This window comes from Flavobacterium sp. RSSA_27 (genome assembly GCF_051547125.1).
Classification (GTDB): Bacteria; Bacteroidota; Bacteroidia; order Flavobacteriales; family Flavobacteriaceae; genus Flavobacterium.
The window spans coordinates 148,205-170,767 of sequence record NZ_JBPTTN010000006.1 but is presented as its reverse complement, the minus strand read 5'-3'; the positions used below and the strand labels follow the sequence as shown (position 1 = coordinate 170,767).

The window sequence follows — 22,563 nt, the reverse complement described above, 5'->3', positions numbered from 1 at the left end:
TTCGAATTTTTCACTAAACATTATTTTCTCCAAGATAAACCATATAACCACAAATTCGCAAATTATTTTATTGTACAATAAAAATGAAATTTGCGAATCTGAGGTAAAAATAAAGACTATTTCTAGTCAATAATATCAAAACCACAATACGGACGTAACACTTCTGGGATTACAATTCCGTCTGGAGTTTGGTAGTTTTCTAAAATTCCGGCCAAAACTCTAGGCAAAGCCAAAGAACTTCCGTTCAAGGTATGCGCCAATTGATTTTTGCCGTCTTTGTCTTTGAAACGTAATTTCAAACGGTTGGCTTGGAAGGTTTCAAAGTTAGATACTGATGAAATTTCTAACCAACGGTCTTGTGCAGTTGAAAATACTTCAAAATCATACGTCAAAGCCGAAGTGAATCCCATATCTCCTCCGCACAAACGCAAAATTCGGTAGGGTAATTTTAGTTCTTGCAAAATATCTTTTACATGTTCTACCATACCATCCAAAGCTTCGTATGATTTCTCTGGATGTTCGATACGAACAATTTCTACTTTATCAAATTGGTGCAAACGGTTTAATCCACGTACGTGTGCTCCATAAGAACCCGCTTCACGACGGAAACAAGGGGTGTAAGCAGTACATAAAATTGGCAATTCGTTTTCACTTACAATAACATCTCTAAACAAATTGGTTACAGGAACCTCAGCCGTTGGAATCAAATACAAATCATCAATAGTAGCGTGGTACATTTGTCCTTCTTTGTCTGGCAATTGACCCGTTCCATAACCTGAAGCTTCGTTTACCAAATGTGGTACCTGCATTTCTTTGTAGCCCGCAGCTGTGTTTTTATCCAAAAAATAATTGATTAACGCACGTTGTAAGCGAGCTCCTTTACCTTTATAAACAGGGAATCCCGCACCGGTGATTTTTACACCCAATTCAAAATCGATGATGTCGTATTTTTTTACCAATTCCCAATGTGGCAAAGCCCCTTCGTGCAACGTAGGAATGTCGCCTTCTTGAAAAACGTTTAGGTTATCGTCTGCCGATTTTCCGTTTGGTACAATATCCGCAGGAAGGTTAGGTAAAGTATATAATTTTTGAGTCAGTTCTTCAGCCAAAGCGTCTGCTTTTTCTGCCAACTCTTTACTTTTTTCTTTTAAAGAAACTGTTTTTTCTTTAAGAATAGCAGCTTTTGCTTTCTCGCCACTTTTCATCAAATCACCAATATCTTTGGACAATTTATTAGATTCAGATAAAGTGTTGTCTAAAGCCACTTGAGTAGCGCGACGTTGTTCGTCTAGTTGTACCACTTCGTTTACAATACTGTTAGCGTCAATGTTTCTTTTGGCTAAAGCGTTGATTACTTTTTCTTGATTTTCTCTAATAAATGCGATTTGTAACATAGTTTTGTTTTTAACTCTTGTATTTATGGCTATTTGCGCCCACAAATTTAACGAAATGTTTGATAAGTACTAGACAAAGTTTTAGGAAAAGGTTTCTCGATTTAATTTCACAAAAAAGCCTTCTTTGATTTATGTTCAATGAAGGCTTTCCTTATTTATGAATTGACAGGGATTTAATTTTTAATTTTCTGTTCTAGAATGATTTCTTTTTGGGGTGGAATTCGTTTTTTCAAGAACAAGATTTGACCCAAATGACTGATTTACAATATTCGTAATTGACTAACCATTAAAAATGTAACGAAAACATTATTTTACTTCTATTGCATTTTCTATAATATCCACACGGATGTTTATAAATTACTATTTCTTTTTTACAAAGCAAAGTCAGAAATGCAACTAGATCGTTTATTAAAAACTCATACTAAAGACTTTACAAATTATAACTAGTCAAAACATTAAAAAAGGTTAAGAAAATAGCTTTAATAGTCTATTTTTGCCGCGAACTTTTAAACCATTACAATGAAAAAAATTCTTTTTTTAGCAGTTTTCTGCTTTTCTGCAATTAGTGTTTTTGCACAAGCTCCTTTAGAAAATGGAAGAGTACAATTGAATGCCGGAATAGGAACTTCTGGTTGGGGAACTCCAGTTTATGTAGGTCTTGACTATGGTGTAGGTAGTAACTTTACAGTAGGTGGAGAACTATCTTACCGCACGCACAATGAGCGTTATGCAGGGACATATTACGACTATTCTGTAACAGGTCTTGGTGCAAATGTTAACTATCACTTCAATAAAGTATTAAATATTCCTAGCCAATGGGATTTTTATGGAGGATTGGGATTGAACTATTATATTTTTAACTACGATGATAGAAATTATAATGGTACTGAAGATTCAGATATTGGACTTGGCGTACAAATTGGAGGAAGGTATTTCTTCAATAAAAATTTCGGAATTAACATCGAAGGTGGCGGAGGTAACGCTACAAGTGGTGCCAAAATTGGAATCACTTATAAATTCTAATTGTTACTAAATAATTTTATAAAAAGCCATTCATTACGAATGGCTTTTTTGGGATTAAGACCTTTTGATTTCGTGTCCTACAAATTCTTCTAAAACAGCAAACATTTCATCTACTGTAAGTATTTCCGTGTCGGGATGGGATTTTAAAAAATGGGCATTTAAGGCCACTAAGTTTTCTTCTATTTCAAAAAAAGTATCATTGTTGAGTAGGTCTCTAATTGGATTTACCCCTTCTAGTTTGCTTTTAAAGAATTTTTCTCGCTTTACACTACTCATCAATTGAACCTTTTTGCATTGCTGTTGAAACAGTGCTAAATGATGGTGAGCACCTAACAATTGCAGGCCTTCCTCAATAAGTTCGTTTAATTCTAGATTCCATCGTGAATTGTAGACGAATTGAGCAAAATTTCCTTCGGTATATTGTGAAGTATAATAATCTAAATAATAACTCATTAAGGCGTCTTCGTGAATTAAATCGTCATCGACTTTTTCTTCTCTCATTAAATTGATTACAGAAATATTGGAGTTGACAACGTCTTGAGGGTTTTCGCTTGCTGCAGCGGTTTCTGAAATAATGATTTTACCGAATTCCATATGGATTAGTTTTTAAAGCGATTGACGACAAATTTCGAATAAAAAGTTGATTTTGAATGTAATTAAGATTTATCTGTTACTTGATATCATTGCTGTCCGATTCGTCGGTTCTTTTTTGGGCATTTATTTTGGCCACTAAAGCTTTTAATCGCAAGGCTTTTTCTCTTTTTTCTTCTTGCAATTTTGCTTTTTTCCGATTGAGCAATTTGGTATGCAACGCCTTGTTTTTGGTGTTTTTTTCAGGTCCCTTAGCCATAACCTTACTGTTTATTGAATCTAATTTTTCTTCATTGGAGGTAAATCAAATGCTTTGGATTCGCCTTCAAAAGTATTGCGGTGAGAACCGTCACAAAAAGGTTTATTCGAAGACAAACCACATCGGCATAAACCTAAAGTAGCTCTTCCTTCTAATCCGTACACATTTCCGTCTTGATCTACTATTTCAAAATCGCCTTCAATTTTTATAGATCCGTTTTTGTTGATTGTTAGTTTCGTCTTGCTCATAATTTGTTTTGTTTTGGCTTCAAAGGTCATAAAATTTAAATTGATATTTCGCTTTTCAAATCTTCTTTTTTATAGAAGTACGGACAAGTCGTGACTTGTCCCTGTGTCCCTATCATAAAAAATCTTATTTTTGCAGGCAATAAAACAGAATTAAGATGCAGAATCCAAAAAGATATACCATTACAGCAGCATTACCTTATACTAACGGACCCATTCATATAGGGCATTTGGCGGGAGTTTACGTGCCTTCGGACATTTATTCTCGCTATTTGCGTTTGCAAGGAAGAGATGTTGTGTTTGTTTGCGGAAGTGATGAACACGGCGTGGCTATATCGATGAAAGCCAAAAAAGAAGGGATTACACCTCAAGAAGTAATTGATAAATACGATGGAATCATTAGAAAATCCTTTGCTGATTTCGGAATTTCATTTGACAATTATTCTAGAACTTCGGCAGAAATTCATCACAAAACGGCCTCTGAATTCTTCAAAAAATTATACGACAAAGGTGATTTTATCGAAGAAATTACCGAACAATTATACGATGCCAAAGCCAATCAGTTTTTGGCCGATCGTTTTGTAGTAGGTACTTGTCCAAAATGTGGCAACGAGGAAGCCTACGGAGATCAATGTGAAAAATGTGGTTCTACACTAAACGCTACCGACTTAATCAATCCTAAATCAACCATCACGGGCGAAACGCCTGTTTTGAAATCGACCAAACACTGGTTCTTGCCTCTAGATCGTTATGATGCGTTTTTGAGAGAATGGATTTTGGAAGGTCATAAAAATGATTGGAAACCTAACGTGTACGGTCAAGTAAAGTCATGGATTGACGGCGGATTAGAGCCTCGTGCCGTTACTCGTGACTTAGATTGGGGAATTGATGTTCCTGTTGAAGGTGCCGAAGGAAAAAAATTATACGTTTGGTTTGATGCCCCAATTGGTTACATTTCGTCTACCAAAGAATGGGCAGCCAGAGAAGGTAAAGATTGGGAACCGTACTGGAAAGATCAAGATACCAAATTGGTACATTTTATAGGAAAAGATAATATCGTCTTTCACTGTGTGATTTTTCCAGCAATGTTGAAAGCGGAAGGCAGTTATATCTTACCCGATAATGTTCCAGCTAATGAGTTCTTGAACTTGGAAGGGAATAAATTATCGACTTCTAAAAATTGGGCGGTTTGGTTGCACGAATATTTAGAAGAATTCCCTAATCAGCAGGATGTGTTGCGCTATGCCTTGACTTCGAATGCGCCAGAAACCAAAGACAACGATTTTACATGGAAAGATTTTCAAGCTAGAAACAACAATGAATTGGTGGCTATTTTTGGAAATTTCATCAATCGTGTGGTGGTCTTAACCAATAAATATTACGATGGAATTGTTCCAACTCCAAATGTATTGTCTGAAGTAGACGAGCAAACTTTAGAAGAATTGAAAGCTTATCCAGCGGTGATTTCGAGTTCTATTGAAAGATACCGATTTAGAGAAGCTTTGGGAGAAATGATGAATGTAGCGCGTTTAGGAAATAAATATTTGGCAGACGAAGAGCCTTGGAAAATGGTCAAAACCGATGCAGAGCGTACCAAAACCCAAATGTATGTAGCCTTGCAAATTGCGGCTGCTTTGAGTTCACTTTGCGAGCCTTTCTTACCGTTTACGTCACAAAAATTGTTACGTATGCTAAAAATCGATGTCAATAATTGGAATTTGGACTTTGACAATTGGAATTTATTACCATCAGGTCATCAAATTGGCGAAGCCGAATTACTTTTCTCTAAAATTGAAGACGAAGCAATTCAAAAACAAATCGACAAATTAGAAGCTACGAAAACGGCTAATAGTGCTGAAAATAAAAAAGCGGAACCACAGAAGGAGTTGATTCAGTTTGAAGATTTTGCCAAAATGGATATTCGTGTAGGAACTATTTTGGAAGCCGAAAAAATGCCAAAAGCGAATAAATTATTGATTCTAAAAGTAGATACTGGAATTGACGTTCGCACCATCGTTTCAGGAATTGCAGAGAGTTTTAAACCCGAAGATATCATTGGAAAACGTGTAACTGTTTTGGTAAATTTAGCACCAAGAAATTTGCGTGGTGTAGAAAGCCAAGGTATGATTTTGATGACTTCTAATGCAGAAGGGAAATTGGTTTTCGTTAATCCAGATGCAGAGGGTGTAAGTAATGGTGAAACGATAAATTAAATAGCAGTAACTATAACAAAACTTTATAATTCGTTCTTATAATTTTTTGGCAAACTTTGTAACTTTGCGCCTTAATTCAGTTAACTAAAAATAAAGAATATGTATCCACAAGATATGGTTTTACCAATGCAAGCAGAATTAACTGCTGCTGGTTTCCAAGATTTACATAATGCAGCAGAAGTAGATGCTGCTATAAAAGCAGAAGGAACAACATTAGTAGTTGTGAATTCTGTATGTGGTTGTGCTGCAAGAAATGCACGTCCAGGAGCAAAAATGAGTTTAGATGGTGCAAAAAAACCAGACCATTTAATTACTGTTTTCGCTGGTGTTGACAAAGAAGCGGTTGATGCTGCAAGACAACATATGTTTCCTTTTCCTCCATCATCGCCTTCTATGGCTTTGTTCAAAAACGGAGAATTAGTGCATATGTTAGAGCGTCATCACATCGAAGGTCGTCCAGCAGAAATGATTGCAGACAACTTAAAAGACGCTTTCAATGAATATTGCTAATCGTATCATTTTATAGAGCATAAAAAAACATCCGAATATGGATGTTTTTTTTATGCCCTATATTTTTTTGACCATCCTTATACTTATATCCATTTTGAAAATGGAACTTGGATGGGCAAGATTTAAACGGATAAAAAATAAATTTTTATAAAATCAGCAGTTATTTTTTGCATCCGCGTTCCATTGTTGAAAATTTAGTACAATTGTTGACTGTCAATTCTTTATTGATTCCAGCCACCACCCAATGCTCTATACAACTGTACCATGGCAGTCAATTGTCTTTGGGATAATTGAGATTGACTAATTTCTGCATCAAACAAAGACCGCTGTACATCTAAAACTTCTAAATAAGAAACATAACCATTGTAATATCTTGCTGAGGATAATTCATAATTTTTTCTTGCAGCGACTACTTGTCTGCTTCTAGCTTCGAATTCATCTTTAAAAGTAGCTACATTTTGTATGGCATTTTCTACTTCAGAAACTGCAACTATAAATGTTTTTTGATAATTTAACTTAGCTTGTTCAGCTATTTGTCTATTGATATCTACTCTTCTTTTATTTCGTCCAAATTGAAAAATTGGGCCAACAACACTTGCTGCTGCACCTTGGTTATAAGAACCATCATTAAATAAGTCGCCAATTTGTGCATTTGCAAAACCTGCGATAGCCGCTATGTTAAATGAGGGGAAACGCATCGCTTGGGCTACACCAATACGTTCGTTTGCAGCTGCATATTGAAGTTGGGCACGCTTAATATCTGGGCGGTTTTGAAGTAAAGTTGAAGGGATAGCTACAGGTAGATCTACAATTTTTTTCTGATCGATATTTTTCTTTCCTCTTGCAATTGGACCAGGAGATTTACCAATCAATACAGACAAAGCGTTTTCAGTAGCGGTAATTTGCCTTTTGATATTTGGTATAGCGGCTTCTGCTATAGCAACTTGTTGCTCGATTTGCACTTTATCCAATTCAGACGTGTATCCACTTTTAAAGCGATCATCGATAATTGTTAAAGATTCTTTACGTAGCTTTAGAGTTTGTGTAGTGATTTCCAACTGATTATCTAAATCTCTTAATTGAAAATAAGTGGTAGCAATATCACTTACTAAACCTGCTAAAATTACTTTTTGAGCTTCCTGAGTGGCTAATAATTCATTTTGTGCGGCTCTTTTTTCATGTCTTAATTTACCCCAAAAATCAAGCTCCCAACTCATATTCCCTAATAAAGTATTCGGTTGAAATGGACTTTCGTTTGTGTTTATTTCACCTGAATATTGAAAGGAAGGAAGAATATTGGCTTTGGCTAAGCCTAAACTAGCTTTGGCTTGATCCAAACGCGAAATGGCAATCTTTAAGTCGAAATTGTTAGCAATTCCTTGTTGAATAAGATCTTTTAATACTTCATCATCAAAGATATCAAACCATTTTACATTCAGAACAGTTGCTGTTGAATCGGATGAGGTTTGATTTGAATATTTGCTGTTTAATTGTAATTCTGGGTCCTTGTATTTTGGCCCTACTAAACAACTAATTGGTACAAAGGAAAGGATGAGTATTGTCATCCAAAGTATGGCTCTATTCTTCATGATTCAAAGCTTTAGTTGTATCATTATTCTCTTGAGATAGGGGAGTTGGGTCTGATTTTTTTTTACCAAATGATTCGATAAAAACAAATAAAACGGGAATCAAACATACTCCTAGAATGGTGGCGACTAACATTCCACTAAATACAGTCATACCCATTACTTTTCGCGCTTGTGCTCCCGCTCCAGTAGCTGTTAATAATGGAACAACACCTAATATAAAGGCAAATGCTGTCATCAAGATAGGTCGAAAACGCAGTTTTGCTGCTGATAGTGCCGCTTCTACTAAAGGTGTTCCCTTTTCATATTCTTCTTTGGCAAACTCTACAATTAAAATGGCATTTTTTGCGGCCAATCCAATAAGCATTACTAAACCAATTTGAGCAAATACATTGTTTACATAATCGGGACTAAATAATTTGCATAAATACAATCCTAAAAAGGCTCCAAAAACTGCAAATGGTGTTCCTAAAAGAACGCTGAATGGCAATTTCCAACTTTCGTATTGTGCTGCTAATATTAAGAAAACAAACAAAAGTGCCATGATAAAAACGGTAGTTCCTTTTCCTTCGGCTTGTTTTTCTTGAAAACTCATGGCCGCCCATTCGTATCCCATATCTTTTGGCAATACTTTTTCTGCGGTTTCTACTAAAGCTTGTCTAGCTTCGGAGGAAGTAAAGCCTGGAGCAGGAGTACCTCCAATTTCTGCCGCTCGATATAGATTAAATCGAGTTGTAAATTCTGGGCCACTTTCTTTTTTTATGGTTGCAATACTTGAAATCGGAATCATTACATTTTTTTTATTTCGTACAAAAATTTTATTGATGTCTTCCGGATTCAAAGTGTACTGAGGTAATGCTTGGATTAACACAATGTATTGTCGTCCAAATTTATTGAATTCATTGACATACTGGCCACCTAAACTGGCTCCAATAGCCATATTAACATCGGCTAAAGACAATCCCATTTCAGTAACTTTTTCCCTGTCAATAGCCATACTAATTTGAGGGACATAAGGATTGAAGGTGGTTCTAATGCTACCAATTTCAGGACGTTTTTTGGCTTCGGCCATAAATAGTTTTGCGTTTTCAAACAAATACTGAGGCGTATTACCACCTTTATCTTGTAGCATCATAGTAAAACCTGCAGCGTTTCCAATACCAGAAATTGGAGGGGGGCCAAAAGCAAATGCAGTAGCTTCTGGAATGGCATAAGCTAGTTTTCCATTAACCTCTTTAATAATTTTAAATACATCTTGTTCACGTTCCTTCCATTCTTTTAAAGAAACAAAGAAAAAAGCATTATTGGTGGCTACTGAATTTTTTAGTAAACTAAAACCAGCAACAGTGGTATAAAATTCTATACCATTATTTTGGGCTAATATGGCATTTACTTTTTCACATACCGCTTGTGTTCTTTTTAGTGAAGATGCACCAGGTAATTCAACATTAACAAACATGTACCCTTGATCTTCTTCAGGAACGAATCCACTAGGGATTTTACCTCCTAAAATAACGATACCGAGCACTAATATTCCAATAAAAATAAGACTTCGAGTTGTCTTTTTTACCAAATGTCCTGCAAATCCAGTATATTTTCCGGTGAAAGATTCAAACATTTGATTGAATTTATCAAAGAACCTGCCTAAAACCCCTGTTGACTCTTTTTTAGGTTTCAATAAAATGGAACACAAAGCAGGGCTTAATGTAAGCGCGCTAAGTGCTGAAAAGATTACTGATATGGCAATTGTAATCGCAAATTGTTGATAGAGTCTACCAGTAATACCTGGAGTCAATGCTACTGGTATGAAAACGGCAGTAAGTACAATTGCGATTGCGATTACAGGTCCAGACACTTCTTTCATAGCTTGATTGGTGGCTTCTCTAGGTGTTTTTCCATGTTCAATATGGTGCATTACGGCTTCTACAACAACAATTGCATCATCCACTACAATCCCGATTGCCAATACTAGACCTAATAATGAAAGCACATTTACAGAAAACCCAAGAAGAGGAAACAATATAAATACACCAATTAATGATACTGGTACTGTTAGCAAAGGAATTAAAGTTGCACGCCAATTTTGTAAAAAGACAAATACCACAATAATTACCAAAACAATAGCTTCTAACAAAGTATGCAAGATTTCATCAATTCCTTCTGTAATTGCTTTTGTAGTATCAAGTGAAACCGAATATTTAAGGTCTTGTGGAAATTTTTTGCTTAAATCTTCCATTACTTTTTTGGCTGCTGCAGCTACTTCTAATGCGTTGGAACCTGGCATTTGTTTCACTCCAATAGTTCCTGATGGATTTCCATTTAATGTAGCACTTGAGGCATAACTTTCAGCCCCTAAGGTTACAGTGGCTACATCTTTTAATCGAACCTGTTGATTGTCGATATTTGATTTTAATATAATATTTTCAAAATCTTCAACATTAACCAATCGATCTTTTAATGTGACATTATAAGTGAATTCATTGCCGCCATCTGCTGGAGGAGCTCCAAATTTACCTCCAGGAGCAATAGCATTTTGCTCTCTTACGGCACTCATTACATCTGGAATAGTTAGGTTGTATTTCGCTAATACATCGGGTTTTACCCAAATACGCATGGCATAATTACTTCCTCCAAAAATCATCACTTCTCCAACTCCTTTTATACGAGCTAATGCATCTACAATGTTTATATTGGCGTAATTGGTTAAGAAATTAGAATCAAAACTTTTGTTTGGAGAATAAAGTGAAAACAGCAACATTGGCATTGCTAAGGATTTTTTGGTGGTAACCCCAGAATTTTTTACCTCTAATGGTAAAGTTGTTGTTGCAGAGGAGACTCTATTTTGTGTAAGCATAGTAGCATTGTCTAAATCAGTCCCCATATCAAAGGTAACAGACAAGTTCATTGATCCATCTCCTGTATTGGTCGATTGCATGTACAGCATGTTTTCGACACCATTTACCTTTTGCTCGATGGGTGTAGCAACTGCTTGCTCCACATTTAATGCATTTGCTCCTCTATAACTAGTTGAAATTTGAACAACAGGAGGTGCAATTTCTGGATATTGTGCAATTGGAGTAGAAGTAAGTGAAACGCCACCAATAATTACTATAAAGATGGACAATACAATTGCAACAATAGGTCTTCTTACAAAAAAATTATCCATAATTATAAAGTGTTATTTTCTTTTTCAACATAAGGCACTGGTGTTACTACAGTACCAGGTTGGTACATCAAACTTCCAACAATGGCCACACGATCCCCAGATTGTAAGCCTTTCAAAATGGTCCATTCTTTGCCAACTTTTTGCCCTACTTCAACGATTCTATTTTGAATTTTATTTTCCTTGTCAATAATTAGCACTTGAAAAATACCTTGAATCTCTGTTACGGCTTTTTGCGGAATAGCAATGGCATTGTGTTGATTTTCAACCATAGTTCTTACTTTTGAAAATTGCCCTGCTCTTAATATGTTATTGGGATTAGGGAAAATACATTCAATAGTCATAGTACCTGTAGTTGGATCAATTTTAGCATCAGTCAAACTCAGTCTGCCTTTGTAGGGATGTGTGGAGCCATCGGATAAAAGCAATTCCATATTGCTTTGTTCCTTTTTTGCAGTAAGATCAACTTTTTTTCTGTAGTCTAAAAATTCACTTTCACTGATGGTAAAACGAACTCTAACTTGACTTAATCTTGAAACTGTGTTTAATTTTGCGTTATTTCCTAATCGAGAAATATAGTCACCAACGCGAACATTGCTAATGCCAATCACACCATCAATTGGTGAAATAATGTCACAATAACTGCGCTCTAGTTGTTGGTTTTTTAAAGTTGCCGTTACGCTCTCGAGGTTTGATTTTGCTGCTTTTGCCCTAGCAACTGCTGCATCCAATTCTCTTTTACTAACCGCATTCATGTCGGCAAGAGGTTTTATTCTTTTCAATTCTTCCTCGGCATTCACTAAGGCACTTTGTGAAGAGGCAACTTGTCCTTTTATTTGCTCAACTTTTGTGTTATATTCTAATGGATCAATTGAATAAAGCAATTGTCCTTTGCTAACTTTTTGACCTTCAGTGAAGTGTATTGCTGTTAATATACCATCCACTCTTGCGGTTAATTCGATGTCTAAATCACCAAAAGTTTGTCCAGCAAATTCCTTATAAATAGGAACGTCTTTAGGAGTTATCGTAATAAAAGGAGCGGATAATGGGGGTGGAGCTTGCTGCTCCTTTTTACCGCATGACCCTAAAATGAAAAGTCCAAGCAATACCAAAGTGGTTTTTAAGTAGTAACGATAATATAGCATAATAAAAATATTTGAGATGAATATTAGGTTCTAAACCCTCAAATTTAATAAAAAAATATAATTTTAACTGTTTTTATTAAGTATCAATTTATTTTCTTTTTTATATTTAATAAATTTTAATCTAATTTATATGAAATCATTGCGTTCAAAATGGCAGGATACAACGATTCTCCCCGTTTTTTTATTCCAATTGTGTATCATAATATTTGTATTCCTACCGCTAACTCATGCGAGCACTATTATTAAATATCTCTCAACAATAATTCTTGCGTCTAATACTATATTAGGTCTTTATGCCACGAATAGCTCTAAAAAAGTAAAATATTTTGGCATTTTTTTAGCCTTTTGCGCCTTGATTTTGCAATTAATTGATAATGATTATTTCAGTAATAAAGTAGTTCAACTTTTTGCTGTTTTTATTTGGATTTGTTTACTAAGTCTGCTTCTTATGGTATTTATAAACAAAACGTTTAGTTCTATTGATAATGATTTTCATAAAATTCAGGGAGGAATCGCCTGTTATTTAATAATTGGGCTATTGTTTACTTATATCCACGTATTCATTCATCTTTTACATCCAGATGCTTATGTTTTTAACAACCAATTAATTGAAAAAAATCACCCTATTTTTCAAATTGCTTATTTTAGTTTTACTACATTGACCACAACTGGATATGGTGATGTAACCCCGTTAGTCCCTTTATCTCAAACTTTCACACTATTCGAACAAACGATTGGTGTGCTTTTTCCAGCCATTTTTATTGGATATTTAATCTCAGCTGCTACCTCACAAAAAAGTTAAGTTTACTTAGTTTTATTGCTTACCTTTGCGCCCGAATTCTTCCAATTAGAATTCGTTACATTATTCTCACTTAAACGTTTATAGCATGCAACTGTATAACACCTTAAGCGCAGAAGAAAGAGCCGAGCTTATTGACCAAGCCGGAAAACAACGCCTAACGTTGTCTTTCTATGCGTATGCCAAAATTGAAGATCCCAAAAAATTTCGCGACGATTTATTTATCGAATGGAATAAACTCGATGCACTAGGTAGAACCTATGTAGCCAAAGAAGGAATCAACGCCCAAATGTCTGTACCTGCCGAAAATTTAGAAGCCTTTCGCGAGACCCTCGAAGCTTATGAATTTATGCGCAACATTCGTTTGAATGTAGCCGTAGAGCACGATGATCATTCGTTTTTAAAGCTTACTGTAAAAGTGCGCGACAAAATTGTGGCCGACGGATTAAACGACGAAACATTTGATGTAACCAATATTGGAGTACACCTCAAAGCCAAGGAATTCAATGAAATATTAGAAGACCCAAACACGATTGTAGTTGATTTTAGAAACCATTACGAAAGTGAAATTGGTCATTTTAAAGGTGCTATTACTCCAGATGTGGAAACCTTCCGTGAATCCTTGCCTATCATCAACGAACAATTACAAGAATTTAAAGAAGATAAAAATCTAGTGATGTATTGCACGGGTGGAATTCGTTGCGAAAAAGCCTCGGCTTACTTCAAACACCAAGGTTTTAAAAATGTTTTCCAATTAGAAGGAGGCATCATTAATTACGCCAAACAAATCAAAGAAGAAAATCTAGAAAGTAAATTTATCGGAAAGAATTTCGTTTTTGACCATCGTTTGGGTGAGCGTATTACTGACGATATTATCGCGCAATGCCACCAATGTGGGAAACCTTGCGACAATCATACCAATTGCGAGAATGTTGGCTGTCATTTGTTGTTCATTCAATGTGATGAATGCAAAGAAGCAATGCAAAATTGCTGTTCTACCGAATGTTTAGACATCATCAACTTGCCACTAGTGGAGCAAGTAAAATTGAGAAAAGGTAAACAAGTAGGCAACAAAGTCTTCCGAAAAGGAAAATCAGACAAATTACCCTTCAAACATTCTGGCGACCTTCCCGACGCGCCTTTAGCTGTGGCTACTACTCCAACTAAAATTCGTCAAAGAATCAAAATCAAAAAAACACTTCTTGGAAACGCTCAACACTATTTTGTAAAAGCGCAAGTAGCTCTTTTTGTGATTGAAAGTAACGAACTACAAGTAGGAGACACCATTCTTATTTCTGGACCTACAACAGGAAACGAACAATTTGTACTCGAAAAAATGTTAGTCAACGGCAGCGAAAAAACAATCGCACAAGCTGGCGACAAAGTAACATTTGAAGTGCCTTTCAGAGTCCGTTTATCTGATAAACTGTATAAAATTTTAAGCTAGTTTTCTAAACTTTCATCTATCACCTTTGTCAAAGTTCAAATCGTTGACAAAGGTTCAATCTATAAAATAAATTAAACACAGATTTCACAAATTAATCTGTGAAAATCTGTGAAATCTGTGTCAAAACAATACACACAATGACAACAAACAACAAAATAGAATTAATGGCACCTGCTGGGAATTTCGAATCCTTGCAAGCCGCTTTAGATAATGGTTGCGACTCTGTATATTTTGGAGTAGAACAACTCAACATGCGTGCCCGCGCCTCGGTAAACTTCATTATGGATGATTTGGCCGAAATTGCCAAACGCTGCGAAGCCAAAAACGTACGCAGTTACTTGACCTTAAACACCATCATTTATGACCACGACTTATCTGTGGTCAAAACTTTAATCAATAAAGCCAAGGAAGCCAACATCACTGCGGTAATTGCTTCGGATCAAGCCGTAATTGCTATGGCTCGAAGCGTGGGGATGGAAGTTCACATTTCGACTCAATTGAATGTGACCAATATCGAAACCATCAAATTCTACAGCCTTTTTGCGGATACTATGGTGTTGAGTCGCGAATTGAGTTTGCGTCAAGTAAAAAAAATCACCGAACAAATCGAAAAAGAACAAATCAAAGGGCCTAACGGGAATTTGGTAGAAATCGAAATCTTCGGTCACGGCGCTTTGTGTATGGCCGTTTCGGGTAAATGCTATTTGAGTCTGCACTCGCATAACTCTTCAGCCAACCGCGGTGCTTGCAAACAAAATTGCCGTAAAAAGTATACCGTAATCGACCAAGAAACGGGTTTCGAAATCGAATTGGACAACGAGTATATGATGTCGCCCAAAGATTTATGCACCCTAGATTTCCTAGACCAAGTCATCGATTCAGGCATTCAAGTCCTTAAAATCGAAGGTCGTGGCCGTGCTCCAGAATATGTGGCTACCGTAATCAAAACCTACCGCGAAGCGATTGACGCCTACTATGATGGCACGTTCTCCAAAGACAAAATTGCAACGTGGATGGAGGCTTTGAACACCGTGTACAACCGCGGATTCTGGTCGGGTTATTATTTAGGACAAGAATTGGGCGAATGGAGCGATGTTTCCGGTTCAGTGGCTACGCAAAAGAAAGTCTATGTGGGCAAAGGCACCCATTTCTTCCCCAAAGCCGAAATTGGTCAATTCAAAATCGAAGCCTACGATATCAAAGTGGGCGATAAAATTTTGGTAACAGGTCCAAGCACCGGCGCACAAGAAATGATTATCGAAGAAATGTTTGTCAACGATACCTCGGCTGAGCGTGCTACCAAAGGAGACGATTGCACCCTCAAACTGCCGTTTAGAATCCGAATGTCCGACAAATTATACAAAATAGTAGAAGCCTAATGGTCATCATCACCTTACAAAGAGACAAATGCATCGGTTGCAATTACTGCGTAGAAATGGCGCCCGTACAGTTTCAAATGTCCAAAAAAGACGGTAAATCGGTACTCATCAAAAGTGTCAATGCCAAAGGTTTTTACACCCTAAAATCTCCCGATCACACCATCGTAGAAAGTTGCGAACTTGCCGCAAAGGCTTGTCCCGTAAAAATTATTTCGGTCAAAGAAACCTAATACTTGCTTGTTTTTTAGGAGCCAAAAAAATTGGTTTTTTTAGGAAATAATGGTCCCGCTCCATTCCACAAGACAGAAGTGAACTGACCTAGTGGTGCCTTAGCAATTGCCCTAAAAATCCTGTTTTAAATACAAATAGTGATTGTAGTAATCAATAATTCCTTTGCCTTTTAGGAGAATATCGGCGCCAATAATACCGTGTACTGCTTTGGCTTTGTGTTGGGTAAGGGCTTCGTTGACGTGTGATAAGTCGAAAATTATTAGCGCAGCATTAGGTGTTTTCCAGCGGCCCAATTGCAACTTGTTGTCGGTAGAAAGTTGGGTTAGCATTCCAGTAGCGCCTGCGCCTGCAGCTTTGGTTTTGGATTTTTTGGCCTTTAACTGAAAGAAATCGATGCCTTCAAACCCAACACAACTGCTTGAAGCACCTGTATCGAGAATGAAATTACCCGCAATACCATTGATTTTGGCTTTGACCAATAAATGCTGCGTTTTGATGATTTTGAATCGGATTTTTTGGTAGTTTTCGGTTTGTAAGATTGTGTGTAGATTTTCCATAATAAAAGTGCCTTTTCAAAAGTAGCCTAAAAATTTTAAAACTACTATGGCAAAACGCTAACTTTGTCCCGCAAAAATGATACAATGATACTTACCGATACGCATACCCATTTATATTCTGAAGAATTTGATCAAGACCGTGGCGAAATGATGCAACGCGCCATAAATGCTGGAGTTTCTCGCTTTTTTATTCCCGCTATCGACTCTACTTGTACACAAGCGATGTATGATTTGGAACAGGATTATCCTGAAAATATTTTTTTGATGATGGGTTTGCATCCTACTTATGTAAAAGACAATTACAAAGCGGAGTTAGCGCATGTAGCCTCCCAACTAGCCAAGCGTAAGTTCTACGCCATAGGCGAAATAGGGATCGATTTGTATTGGGACAAAACACATCTTAAGGAACAACAAATAGCTTTTAGACAACAAATTCAGTGGGCAAAGCAGTACAAATTACCGATTGTGATTCACTGTCGTGAGGCTTTTGATGAAATTTTCGAAATTCTAGAAGACGAGAAAAGCCCTGAATTATTTGGGATATTTCATTGCTTCACGGGAACCTATGAACAAGCACTACAAGCTATTTCTTATAATATGGTGTTGGGTATTGGCGGTGTAGCAACGTTTAAGAACGGAAAAATTGATCAGTTCTTAAATCGCATTGATTTGCAAAACATTGTACTCGAAACCGACGCTCCTTATTTGGCTCCGATTCCCTTTCGCGGCAAGCGAAACGAGAGCAGTTATCTTGCCAATATAGCATCAAAATTGGCAAGTATTTATAACTGTAGTCTAGAAGAAATTGCAGCTATTACCACTGCCAATTCCAAAAGGGTCTTTGGGATTTAAGGAAATAGTGTCTTTAGTTTCCGTTTTTTTTTGTTCTTTTGTTAGCTAAAAAAAGAAAATCAAAATGCAAAAATTCGATTCCATTCGGCCTTTTTATGATTCCGAAGTAAACGAGGCACTTGCCGAAGTGGTGCAGCATCCGATGATGAAGGCGTTAATGAATTTTACTTTTCCTGAGGTTCCTGACGCTGTTTGGAAGGAACAACTCAAAAAAACACATTCTATTCGTGATTTTCAATGCAATTTTATCTACCACTCCGTAGGGAAGATTTTAGAGAAAAGCTCTGAAGGGTTGACGACTTCTGGATTTGAGCATTTAGAGAAAAACACTTCGTATCTGTTTATGTCCAATCATCGCGATATTCTGTTAGATACAACTTTGCTTAACGCAACTTTGTTTGAACATGGATTAGAAATGACTGCATCAGCTATTGGAGATAATCTTGTAAAGAAGTCTTTCCTTAAAATATTAGCCAAGCTCAATCGAAATTTTCTAGTGTTACGAGGTCTTTCTCCTAGAGAAATGCTACAGAGTTCTAAATTACTTTCCGAGTATATCGTACAGTTATTATTGCACGAAAACCGTTCGGTTTGGATCGCTCAACGCGAAGGGCGAACAAAAGATGGTAATGATGCTACCAATCCAGGTGTGCTTAAAATGCTTGCTATGGGGTCAGAAGAAAAAAATGGGATGGATTATTTTAAAAAAATTAAAATTGTACCCGTTTCTATTTCCTATGAATATGATCCTACCGATGTGCTCAAGATGCCACAATTAATGGCAGAGGCCAATAATGAAATTTATATTAAAGAAAAAAACGAAGATTTTCAAAATATTTTGAGGGGTGTTTTGGGGCAAAAAAAACGCATTCATATTCACCTAGGAAAAGTAATCGATACTGAAATTGATGCAATTGTTGCCCAAGAGGAAAACGCGAATAAACAAGTTTTAGCCTTGGCACAAACCATCGATGATGCAATTTTGTCCAATTACAAATTATGGCCAACTAATTTTATTGCTTATGATTTGTTACACAAAACCAATCAATACCAACACCGATATACCGAAAATGAAAAATCATTGTTCGAACGCCGTCTAGAAATGAGAATTGACCACGATAATCCTCAAATATTAGAAGGTTTTTTAGCCATGTATGCGAATCCTGTGGTCAACAAATTGAAGTATACCGATGCACTCTAACACCAAAATATTGCTTATTTATACCGGGGGAACCATCGGTATGCAAAAGGATTTTGAAACAGGTGCACTAAAGGCGTTCAATTTTAGTAAACTTTTGCAACGAGTTCCTGAATTGAAATTGTTGGATTGTGCTATTGAAACCATTTCTTTTGAGAACCCAATCGATTCATCAAATATAAGTCCAGCAAGCTGGGTAGCAATAGCTGAAGTGATTGAGCAAAATTATTCAGCTTTTGATGGTTTTGTGGTATTGCATGGTTCCGATACAATGTCATATTCAGCTTCCGCATTGAGTTTTATGTTGGAAAATTTAGGGAAACCAGTGATTTTTACAGGCTCTCAATTGCCCATTGGAGATTTGAGAACCGATGCGAAAGAAAACTTGATTACGGCTATACAAATTGCATCTTTGCAAGAAAATGGAAAACCCGTGATCACTGAAGTAGGTTTGTATTTTGAATACAAATTGTACCGTGGCAATCGTACAACAAAAATAAGTGCAGAACATTTTAATGCTTTTACATCTCCTAATTATCCTTTTTTAATTGAGTCGGGGGTTCATTTAAAGGTCAACAAAGATTTATTGCTGCCTTTTGATGACACACAACCTTTGCGTGTGCATAAAGTTTTCGATACTCATGTGGTGATTATAAAAATGTTTCCCGGTATCAATCAGAAAGTATTGGAAACACTGGTACATATTCCTGATTTAAAAGGAATTGTTTTAGAAACCTATGGTTCAGGAAATGCGCCTACTGAAGTATGGTTTATTGAGTTACTACAACAAGCTATTATTTCGGGTATACATATTATCAACGTAACACAATGCTCCGGTGGAAGTGTCAATATGGGAAAATACGAAACCAGTTCAGAGCTGAAAAAGATTGGCGTTATTTCTGGGAAAAACTCTACGACAGAGGCAGCTATTACTAAGTTAATGCATCTTTTGGGGCTAAATATTCCAGCTTCTGATTTTAAAAATACCTTCGAAAATGCAATACGAGGAGAAATGGGATAATAATTACTTTTTCCTTTTCTAACTCAATTTTTTTTATGTTATTTGCAATCCCAATTAGAGAGGTGTCCGAGTGGTTGAAGGAGCTAGCCTGGAAAGCTAGTATATGGGTAACTGTATCGAGGGTTCGAATCCCTTCCTCTCTGCAAAATGAAATTGAAGCTTCCTGTAAAAAGGAGGCTTTTTTTATTTATCATCTTGCTAAAAGTATTCACTTCCTAAAAAAGAGTATTTTTGCAGTATGGGAACAAGTGGAACAGCAGAGCGAAAAGGCTATAATAATTATGGCACCTTTCTACGGGAAAAATACAACGGAAAAAAAGTTTACAAAGTAATTGTAGACGCTGGTTTTAGTTGTCCCAACCGAGATGGAAGTAAAGGCTTTGGAGGTTGTACCTATTGCAATACCGATTCATTTACCCCAGAACTTTCCCGTAAATTACCGTCTATTACCGAACAAGTACTTCAAGGTATTGAACGTGCCAAGAAAAATTATAAAGCTGAACAATTCATTATCTATTTTCAGCCCAATACCAATACGTATGGGACGGTGGAGTATTTAAAGAAATGCTATGATGAGGCCTTAGCTGTTGCACCCGAATTAATTGTTGGTTTATCCGTAGGCACGCGCCCAGATTGTCTTGATGCTGATAAAGTTACGCTGTTAGAATCCTATTGTGATCGCTGGGATGTAGATGTCGAAATGGGAATGGAGTCTATTTATGATGCCACTTTGCAGCAAATCAACAGAGGATGTTCTCATCAAGAATTTGTTGATGCGGTAGCGCTCTTTGCTCATAGTCCGATTGATTTGTGTGTACATACCGTGTTTGGTTTTCCGGGGGAAACCAACGAAATGATGTTGCAATATATTCACGAAATAAATCGGTTTCCTCAAATAAAATTTGTCAAATTCCATCATCTGCATATCGTAGAAGGCTCTATTCTTGGGGTGCATTACAAACGAAATCCCTTTCCGCTCTTTACTTTAGAAGAGTATACTAATTTATTGTGTCAATTGATTCCTTTGCTTAGACCCGATATCATCATTCAGCGTTTGTTTGGTATTTCAGATTGGGATTTGCTTATCGCTCCGAATTGGGGATTAAAGAAAACATTGATTCAGAATTATATGGATAAGGAGATTGCAAATCGAAATATAATTCAAGGCGCTGCGTATGATTTTCAAAACCAATAGAAGTTGGTTTTTGTACTCCGCAACCATTTTGAGTGCAAAGTAGTATATTTGTGTTTTGGCAAACCCAATGAATAAATCTTGGTCAATCATTTTAACTTCTTGTAGTATGCGCGTTTTTATCTTTCTTTTTATTTTTTCTTCTTGGAGTGTAGCTTTTGCTCAAGATTTTATTGGTAATGAAGAAAGACCTAGAATCAAAATAGATTCTCTATACAGAGAGGACCAGTTCTACATAGGAATTACATACAATAATTTAATCAATGGTCCAGAAAAGTATTCCAGAGATAAGATATCTACAGGTTTTACAGGCGGTTTTTTACGCGATATGCCTTTGAACAAAAACAGGACGCATGCTATTGCTGCAGGACTCGGATTGACCTACAATAATTACAATCACAACTTTGGAGTGTCTGGTACCAATCAATCACCCAATTATGCTATTTTGGGAGAGGGAACTTATAGCACCAACCGATTCACAACACTTACTGCCGATTTACCGATTGAGTTAAGATGGCGTGCTTCTACTTTTGAAAGCACCAAGTTTTGGCGCATTTACGCGGGTTTTAAATTGAGTTATTTGGTATATGATCGCAACGTGTATGATGCCGCACTAGGCAATGTAACAATTAAAAACAACACCGACTTGAATAAATTAGGCTATGGGGTATACTTGGCATCGGGTTATAATACCTTCAATGTTTACGTGCAGTATGGCCTAAACTCCTTATTCAAATCAGCACAAATAGACACCGCAAACGTTCAACTACAAAGTTTAAATATTGGATTGCTTTTTTATATTTTATAACCAAACAACCAAGAGCAATAACTGAGGAATACATCCAGACAAAAAACCAATAATCAATTCCTTTGGCGTGTGTGCTTGCATCACCAATCGCGAGGAAGCGATAACACCATTCATAAAAATTAAAAAAGGGACAAAAAGGGGAAAATAATCGGGATGATGCAAATGCAGTCCTATAACAAATACCGTCAATGAACTAAAAGCAAGCATATGAATACTGGCTTTTATTTTTGCAAAAAGCAACAAAAGCGCAATTAAAGTGCTCATTAAGGCGGCCAAAAAGAAGAAATGCAATTCAAAATAACGATCAATGGTGATGCTTCTTTTTACTAATAGAATGAATAAAAAACTCTGAAGCACCAAAGGAATTTTTCGTTGTTCTAAGTCATAAGCCATTATTGAGTCTATCTTGTTGAGTGTTTTGAGTAAAAGATAAATAAGGAAAGGAACCACAACAGTTAAAATCATAATTTGTACTACTACAAATCCTTTTTCTTTTAGTTCAAAAAGGCTTTCGTTATAATAGAAATAAAATAACGTCGCCATCAACGGAATAAAAATTGGGTGGAATAAATACGAAAATAAAGGAAGTATTTTTTTCAAAATTGATGGGTTTTCATCTACAAATATAGGTAAAATAGCTTTTGGGTTTTTTTCAAGGCATTCGCTTTTATAATTCCCACCGTAGATAACTCGAATAAGCACTACTTTATAATTGGTCTTTATTTGATCCAACTTTTCAAGGCAAGAATTCTTAAAATCTTAAAATTAGGGCAATTCAATTTTAGATTTTATAAAATTAGTACCATTTGTGTTATTTTATTCATCACTTTTTTTAATCTTTGAAAATCAGTGCATCAGTGGTAAAAAAGTTAGCCAAGCAGCTGTCAAAGTTTTTCCATTTTCTTGAAATTTGTGGCTAACTTTTCTAATGTGAAGGCACGTTTTATTGG

General features: G+C 36.3%; 21 protein-coding genes and 1 tRNA gene. 13 read left to right on the top strand and 9 right to left on the bottom strand.

Features of this window, described 5'->3' with window-relative positions; all coding sequences use genetic code 11:
- Positions 1–122: 122 nt before the first annotated feature.
- Positions 123–1,394: a serine--tRNA ligase gene (gene serS / locus ACSVH5_RS10050; RefSeq protein WP_438061305.1), complete on the bottom strand. Its 1,272-nt coding sequence runs from the start codon at positions 1,392–1,394 to the stop codon at positions 123–125.
- 519 nt (positions 1,395–1,913) lie between these two features.
- Between serS and ACSVH5_RS10045 the strand changes: the two genes are divergently transcribed.
- Entirely contained in the window at positions 1,914–2,417 is a 504-nt protein-coding gene (locus tag ACSVH5_RS10045) for an outer membrane beta-barrel protein (RefSeq protein WP_438061304.1), read from the top strand.
- Between the two features lie 54 nt (positions 2,418–2,471).
- Here ACSVH5_RS10045 and ACSVH5_RS10040 read toward each other — a convergent pair whose 3' ends face one another.
- From ACSVH5_RS10040 to ACSVH5_RS10030, 3 genes are all read right to left on the bottom strand, one after another.
- Positions 2,472–3,011 (bottom strand): DMP19 family protein, encoded by a 540-nt coding sequence (locus ACSVH5_RS10040; protein WP_438061303.1) that lies wholly within the window; start codon positions 3,009–3,011, stop codon positions 2,472–2,474.
- Positions 3,012–3,087: 76 nt separating this feature from the next.
- Entirely contained in the window at positions 3,088–3,267 is a 180-nt protein-coding gene (locus tag ACSVH5_RS10035; protein ID WP_438061302.1) for a hypothetical protein, read from the bottom strand.
- 20 nt (positions 3,268–3,287) lie between these two features.
- Positions 3,288–3,515, bottom strand: coding sequence for a CDGSH iron-sulfur domain-containing protein (locus ACSVH5_RS10030; RefSeq protein ID WP_438061301.1), 228 nt, complete (start codon positions 3,513–3,515; stop codon positions 3,288–3,290).
- 155 nt (positions 3,516–3,670) lie between these two features.
- Between ACSVH5_RS10030 and metG the strand changes: the two genes are divergently transcribed.
- Together metG and ACSVH5_RS10020 are read left to right on the top strand one after the other, a co-directional pair.
- Positions 3,671–5,725 (top strand): methionine--tRNA ligase, encoded by a 2,055-nt coding sequence (metG, locus tag ACSVH5_RS10025; RefSeq protein ID WP_438061300.1) that lies wholly within the window; start codon positions 3,671–3,673, stop codon positions 5,723–5,725.
- A gap of 99 nt (positions 5,726–5,824) precedes the next feature.
- On the top strand, positions 5,825–6,235 hold the full coding sequence (locus ACSVH5_RS10020; RefSeq protein WP_159689320.1) for a BrxA/BrxB family bacilliredoxin: 411 nt from the start codon (positions 5,825–5,827) through the stop codon (positions 6,233–6,235).
- A gap of 221 nt (positions 6,236–6,456) precedes the next feature.
- Here ACSVH5_RS10020 and ACSVH5_RS10015 read toward each other — a convergent pair whose 3' ends face one another.
- From ACSVH5_RS10015 to ACSVH5_RS10005, 3 genes are read right to left on the bottom strand one after another with little or no spacing between them, the layout of a single operon-like run.
- Positions 6,457–7,824 carry an efflux transporter outer membrane subunit gene (locus tag ACSVH5_RS10015; protein ID WP_438061299.1) on the bottom strand — a complete coding sequence of 456 codons (1,368 nt, stop codon included), beginning with the start codon at positions 7,822–7,824 and terminating at the stop codon, positions 6,457–6,459.
- The gene (locus ACSVH5_RS10010; protein ID WP_438061298.1) at positions 7,814–10,987 is read right to left on the bottom strand and encodes an efflux RND transporter permease subunit; all 3,174 of its coding nucleotides are present in this window, start codon (positions 10,985–10,987) and stop codon (positions 7,814–7,816) included. The genes ACSVH5_RS10015 and ACSVH5_RS10010 overlap by 11 nt, the downstream gene beginning before the upstream one ends.
- 2 nt (positions 10,988–10,989) lie before the next feature.
- Positions 10,990–12,129, bottom strand: coding sequence for an efflux RND transporter periplasmic adaptor subunit (locus tag ACSVH5_RS10005; RefSeq protein ID WP_438061297.1), 1,140 nt, complete (start codon positions 12,127–12,129; stop codon positions 10,990–10,992).
- A 448-nt stretch (positions 12,130–12,577) separates the two neighbouring features.
- On the opposite strand from ACSVH5_RS10005, the gene ACSVH5_RS10000 reads away from it, so the two are divergent.
- From ACSVH5_RS10000 to ACSVH5_RS09985, 4 genes are all read left to right on the top strand, one after another.
- A complete protein-coding gene (locus ACSVH5_RS10000; protein WP_438061296.1) occupies positions 12,578–12,931 on the top strand; it encodes a potassium channel family protein in 354 nt (117 codons plus the stop codon).
- An 85-nt stretch (positions 12,932–13,016) separates the two neighbouring features.
- On the top strand, positions 13,017–14,375 hold the full coding sequence (gene trhO / locus ACSVH5_RS09995) for an oxygen-dependent tRNA uridine(34) hydroxylase TrhO (RefSeq protein ID WP_438061295.1): 1,359 nt from the start codon (positions 13,017–13,019) through the stop codon (positions 14,373–14,375).
- Positions 14,376–14,512: 137 nt separating this feature from the next.
- Positions 14,513–15,754 carry a peptidase U32 family protein gene (locus ACSVH5_RS09990; RefSeq protein WP_438061294.1) on the top strand — a complete coding sequence of 414 codons (1,242 nt, stop codon included), beginning with the start codon at positions 14,513–14,515 and terminating at the stop codon, positions 15,752–15,754.
- A complete protein-coding gene (locus tag ACSVH5_RS09985; RefSeq protein ID WP_024980634.1) occupies positions 15,754–15,984 on the top strand; it encodes a ferredoxin in 231 nt (76 codons plus the stop codon). Before ACSVH5_RS09990 ends, ACSVH5_RS09985 begins: the two co-directional genes overlap by 1 nt.
- 111 nt (positions 15,985–16,095) lie before the next feature.
- On the opposite strand, the gene ACSVH5_RS09980 is transcribed toward ACSVH5_RS09985, so the two are convergent.
- Complete coding sequence (locus ACSVH5_RS09980; RefSeq protein ID WP_438061293.1) at positions 16,096–16,542, bottom strand: retropepsin-like aspartic protease; 447 nt, start codon at positions 16,540–16,542, stop codon at positions 16,096–16,098.
- 84 nt (positions 16,543–16,626) lie between these two features.
- Between ACSVH5_RS09980 and ACSVH5_RS09975 the strand changes: the two genes are divergently transcribed.
- From ACSVH5_RS09975 to ACSVH5_RS09950, 6 genes are all read left to right on the top strand, one after another.
- The gene (locus ACSVH5_RS09975; RefSeq protein ID WP_438061292.1) at positions 16,627–17,394 is read left to right on the top strand and encodes a TatD family hydrolase; all 768 of its coding nucleotides are present in this window, start codon (positions 16,627–16,629) and stop codon (positions 17,392–17,394) included.
- Between the two features lie 64 nt (positions 17,395–17,458).
- A complete protein-coding gene (locus ACSVH5_RS09970) occupies positions 17,459–18,595 on the top strand; it encodes a 1-acyl-sn-glycerol-3-phosphate acyltransferase (protein ID WP_438061291.1) in 1,137 nt (378 codons plus the stop codon).
- On the top strand, positions 18,585–19,613 hold the full coding sequence (locus ACSVH5_RS09965) for an asparaginase (protein WP_438061290.1): 1,029 nt from the start codon (positions 18,585–18,587) through the stop codon (positions 19,611–19,613). The genes ACSVH5_RS09970 and ACSVH5_RS09965 overlap by 11 nt, the downstream gene beginning before the upstream one ends.
- A 56-nt stretch (positions 19,614–19,669) precedes the next feature.
- A tRNA-Ser gene (locus ACSVH5_RS09960) sits at positions 19,670–19,756 on the top strand.
- Positions 19,757–19,851: 95 nt separating this feature from the next.
- A complete protein-coding gene (locus ACSVH5_RS09955; RefSeq protein WP_438061289.1) occupies positions 19,852–20,808 on the top strand; it encodes a TIGR01212 family radical SAM protein in 957 nt (318 codons plus the stop codon).
- A gap of 106 nt (positions 20,809–20,914) precedes the next feature.
- Positions 20,915–21,613, top strand: coding sequence for a porin family protein (locus ACSVH5_RS09950; RefSeq protein WP_438061288.1), 699 nt, complete (start codon positions 20,915–20,917; stop codon positions 21,611–21,613).
- On the opposite strand, the gene ACSVH5_RS09945 is transcribed toward ACSVH5_RS09950, so the two are convergent.
- The gene (locus ACSVH5_RS09945; protein WP_438061287.1) at positions 21,608–22,345 is read right to left on the bottom strand and encodes a hypothetical protein; all 738 of its coding nucleotides are present in this window, start codon (positions 22,343–22,345) and stop codon (positions 21,608–21,610) included. The genes ACSVH5_RS09950 and ACSVH5_RS09945 overlap by 6 nt on opposite strands.
- Between the last annotated feature and the right edge of the window lie 218 nt (positions 22,346–22,563).

Excerpts from the sequence above, each read along its gene's own strand:
- ACSVH5_RS10015 (WP_438061299.1), bottom strand. The coding sequence starts at position 7,824 with ATGAAGAATAGAGCCATACTTTGGATGACAATACTCATCCTTTCCTTT.
- ACSVH5_RS10045 (WP_438061304.1), top strand. The coding sequence starts at position 1,914 with ATGAAAAAAATTCTTTTTTTAGCAGTTTTCTGCTTTTCTGCAATTAGT.
- ACSVH5_RS09965 (WP_438061290.1), top strand. The coding sequence starts at position 18,585 with ATGCACTCTAACACCAAAATATTGCTTATTTATACCGGGGGAACCATC.
- metG (WP_438061300.1), top strand. The coding sequence starts at position 3,671 with ATGCAGAATCCAAAAAGATATACCATTACAGCAGCATTACCTTATACT.
- ACSVH5_RS09990 (WP_438061294.1), top strand. The coding sequence starts at position 14,513 with ATGACAACAAACAACAAAATAGAATTAATGGCACCTGCTGGGAATTTC.
- trhO (WP_438061295.1), top strand. The coding sequence starts at position 13,017 with ATGCAACTGTATAACACCTTAAGCGCAGAAGAAAGAGCCGAGCTTATT.
- ACSVH5_RS09980 (WP_438061293.1), bottom strand. The coding sequence starts at position 16,542 with ATGGAAAATCTACACACAATCTTACAAACCGAAAACTACCAAAAAATC.
- ACSVH5_RS09955 (WP_438061289.1), top strand. The coding sequence starts at position 19,852 with ATGGGAACAAGTGGAACAGCAGAGCGAAAAGGCTATAATAATTATGGC.
- ACSVH5_RS10000 (WP_438061296.1), top strand. The coding sequence starts at position 12,578 with ATGGTATTTATAAACAAAACGTTTAGTTCTATTGATAATGATTTTCAT.
- ACSVH5_RS10005 (WP_438061297.1), bottom strand. The coding sequence starts at position 12,129 with ATGCTATATTATCGTTACTACTTAAAAACCACTTTGGTATTGCTTGGA.
- ACSVH5_RS10040 (WP_438061303.1), bottom strand. The coding sequence starts at position 3,011 with ATGGAATTCGGTAAAATCATTATTTCAGAAACCGCTGCAGCAAGCGAA.
- ACSVH5_RS10030 (WP_438061301.1), bottom strand. The coding sequence starts at position 3,515 with ATGAGCAAGACGAAACTAACAATCAACAAAAACGGATCTATAAAAATT.
- ACSVH5_RS09970 (WP_438061291.1), top strand. The coding sequence starts at position 17,459 with ATGCAAAAATTCGATTCCATTCGGCCTTTTTATGATTCCGAAGTAAAC.
- ACSVH5_RS09975 (WP_438061292.1), top strand. The coding sequence starts at position 16,627 with ATGATACTTACCGATACGCATACCCATTTATATTCTGAAGAATTTGAT.
- ACSVH5_RS09985 (WP_024980634.1), top strand. The coding sequence starts at position 15,754 with ATGGTCATCATCACCTTACAAAGAGACAAATGCATCGGTTGCAATTAC.
- ACSVH5_RS10020 (WP_159689320.1), top strand. The coding sequence starts at position 5,825 with ATGTATCCACAAGATATGGTTTTACCAATGCAAGCAGAATTAACTGCT.
- ACSVH5_RS09950 (WP_438061288.1), top strand. The coding sequence starts at position 20,915 with ATGCGCGTTTTTATCTTTCTTTTTATTTTTTCTTCTTGGAGTGTAGCT.
- serS (WP_438061305.1), bottom strand. The coding sequence starts at position 1,394 with ATGTTACAAATCGCATTTATTAGAGAAAATCAAGAAAAAGTAATCAAC.
- ACSVH5_RS10010 (WP_438061298.1), bottom strand. The coding sequence starts at position 10,987 with ATGGATAATTTTTTTGTAAGAAGACCTATTGTTGCAATTGTATTGTCC.
- ACSVH5_RS10035 (WP_438061302.1), bottom strand. The coding sequence starts at position 3,267 with ATGGCTAAGGGACCTGAAAAAAACACCAAAAACAAGGCGTTGCATACC.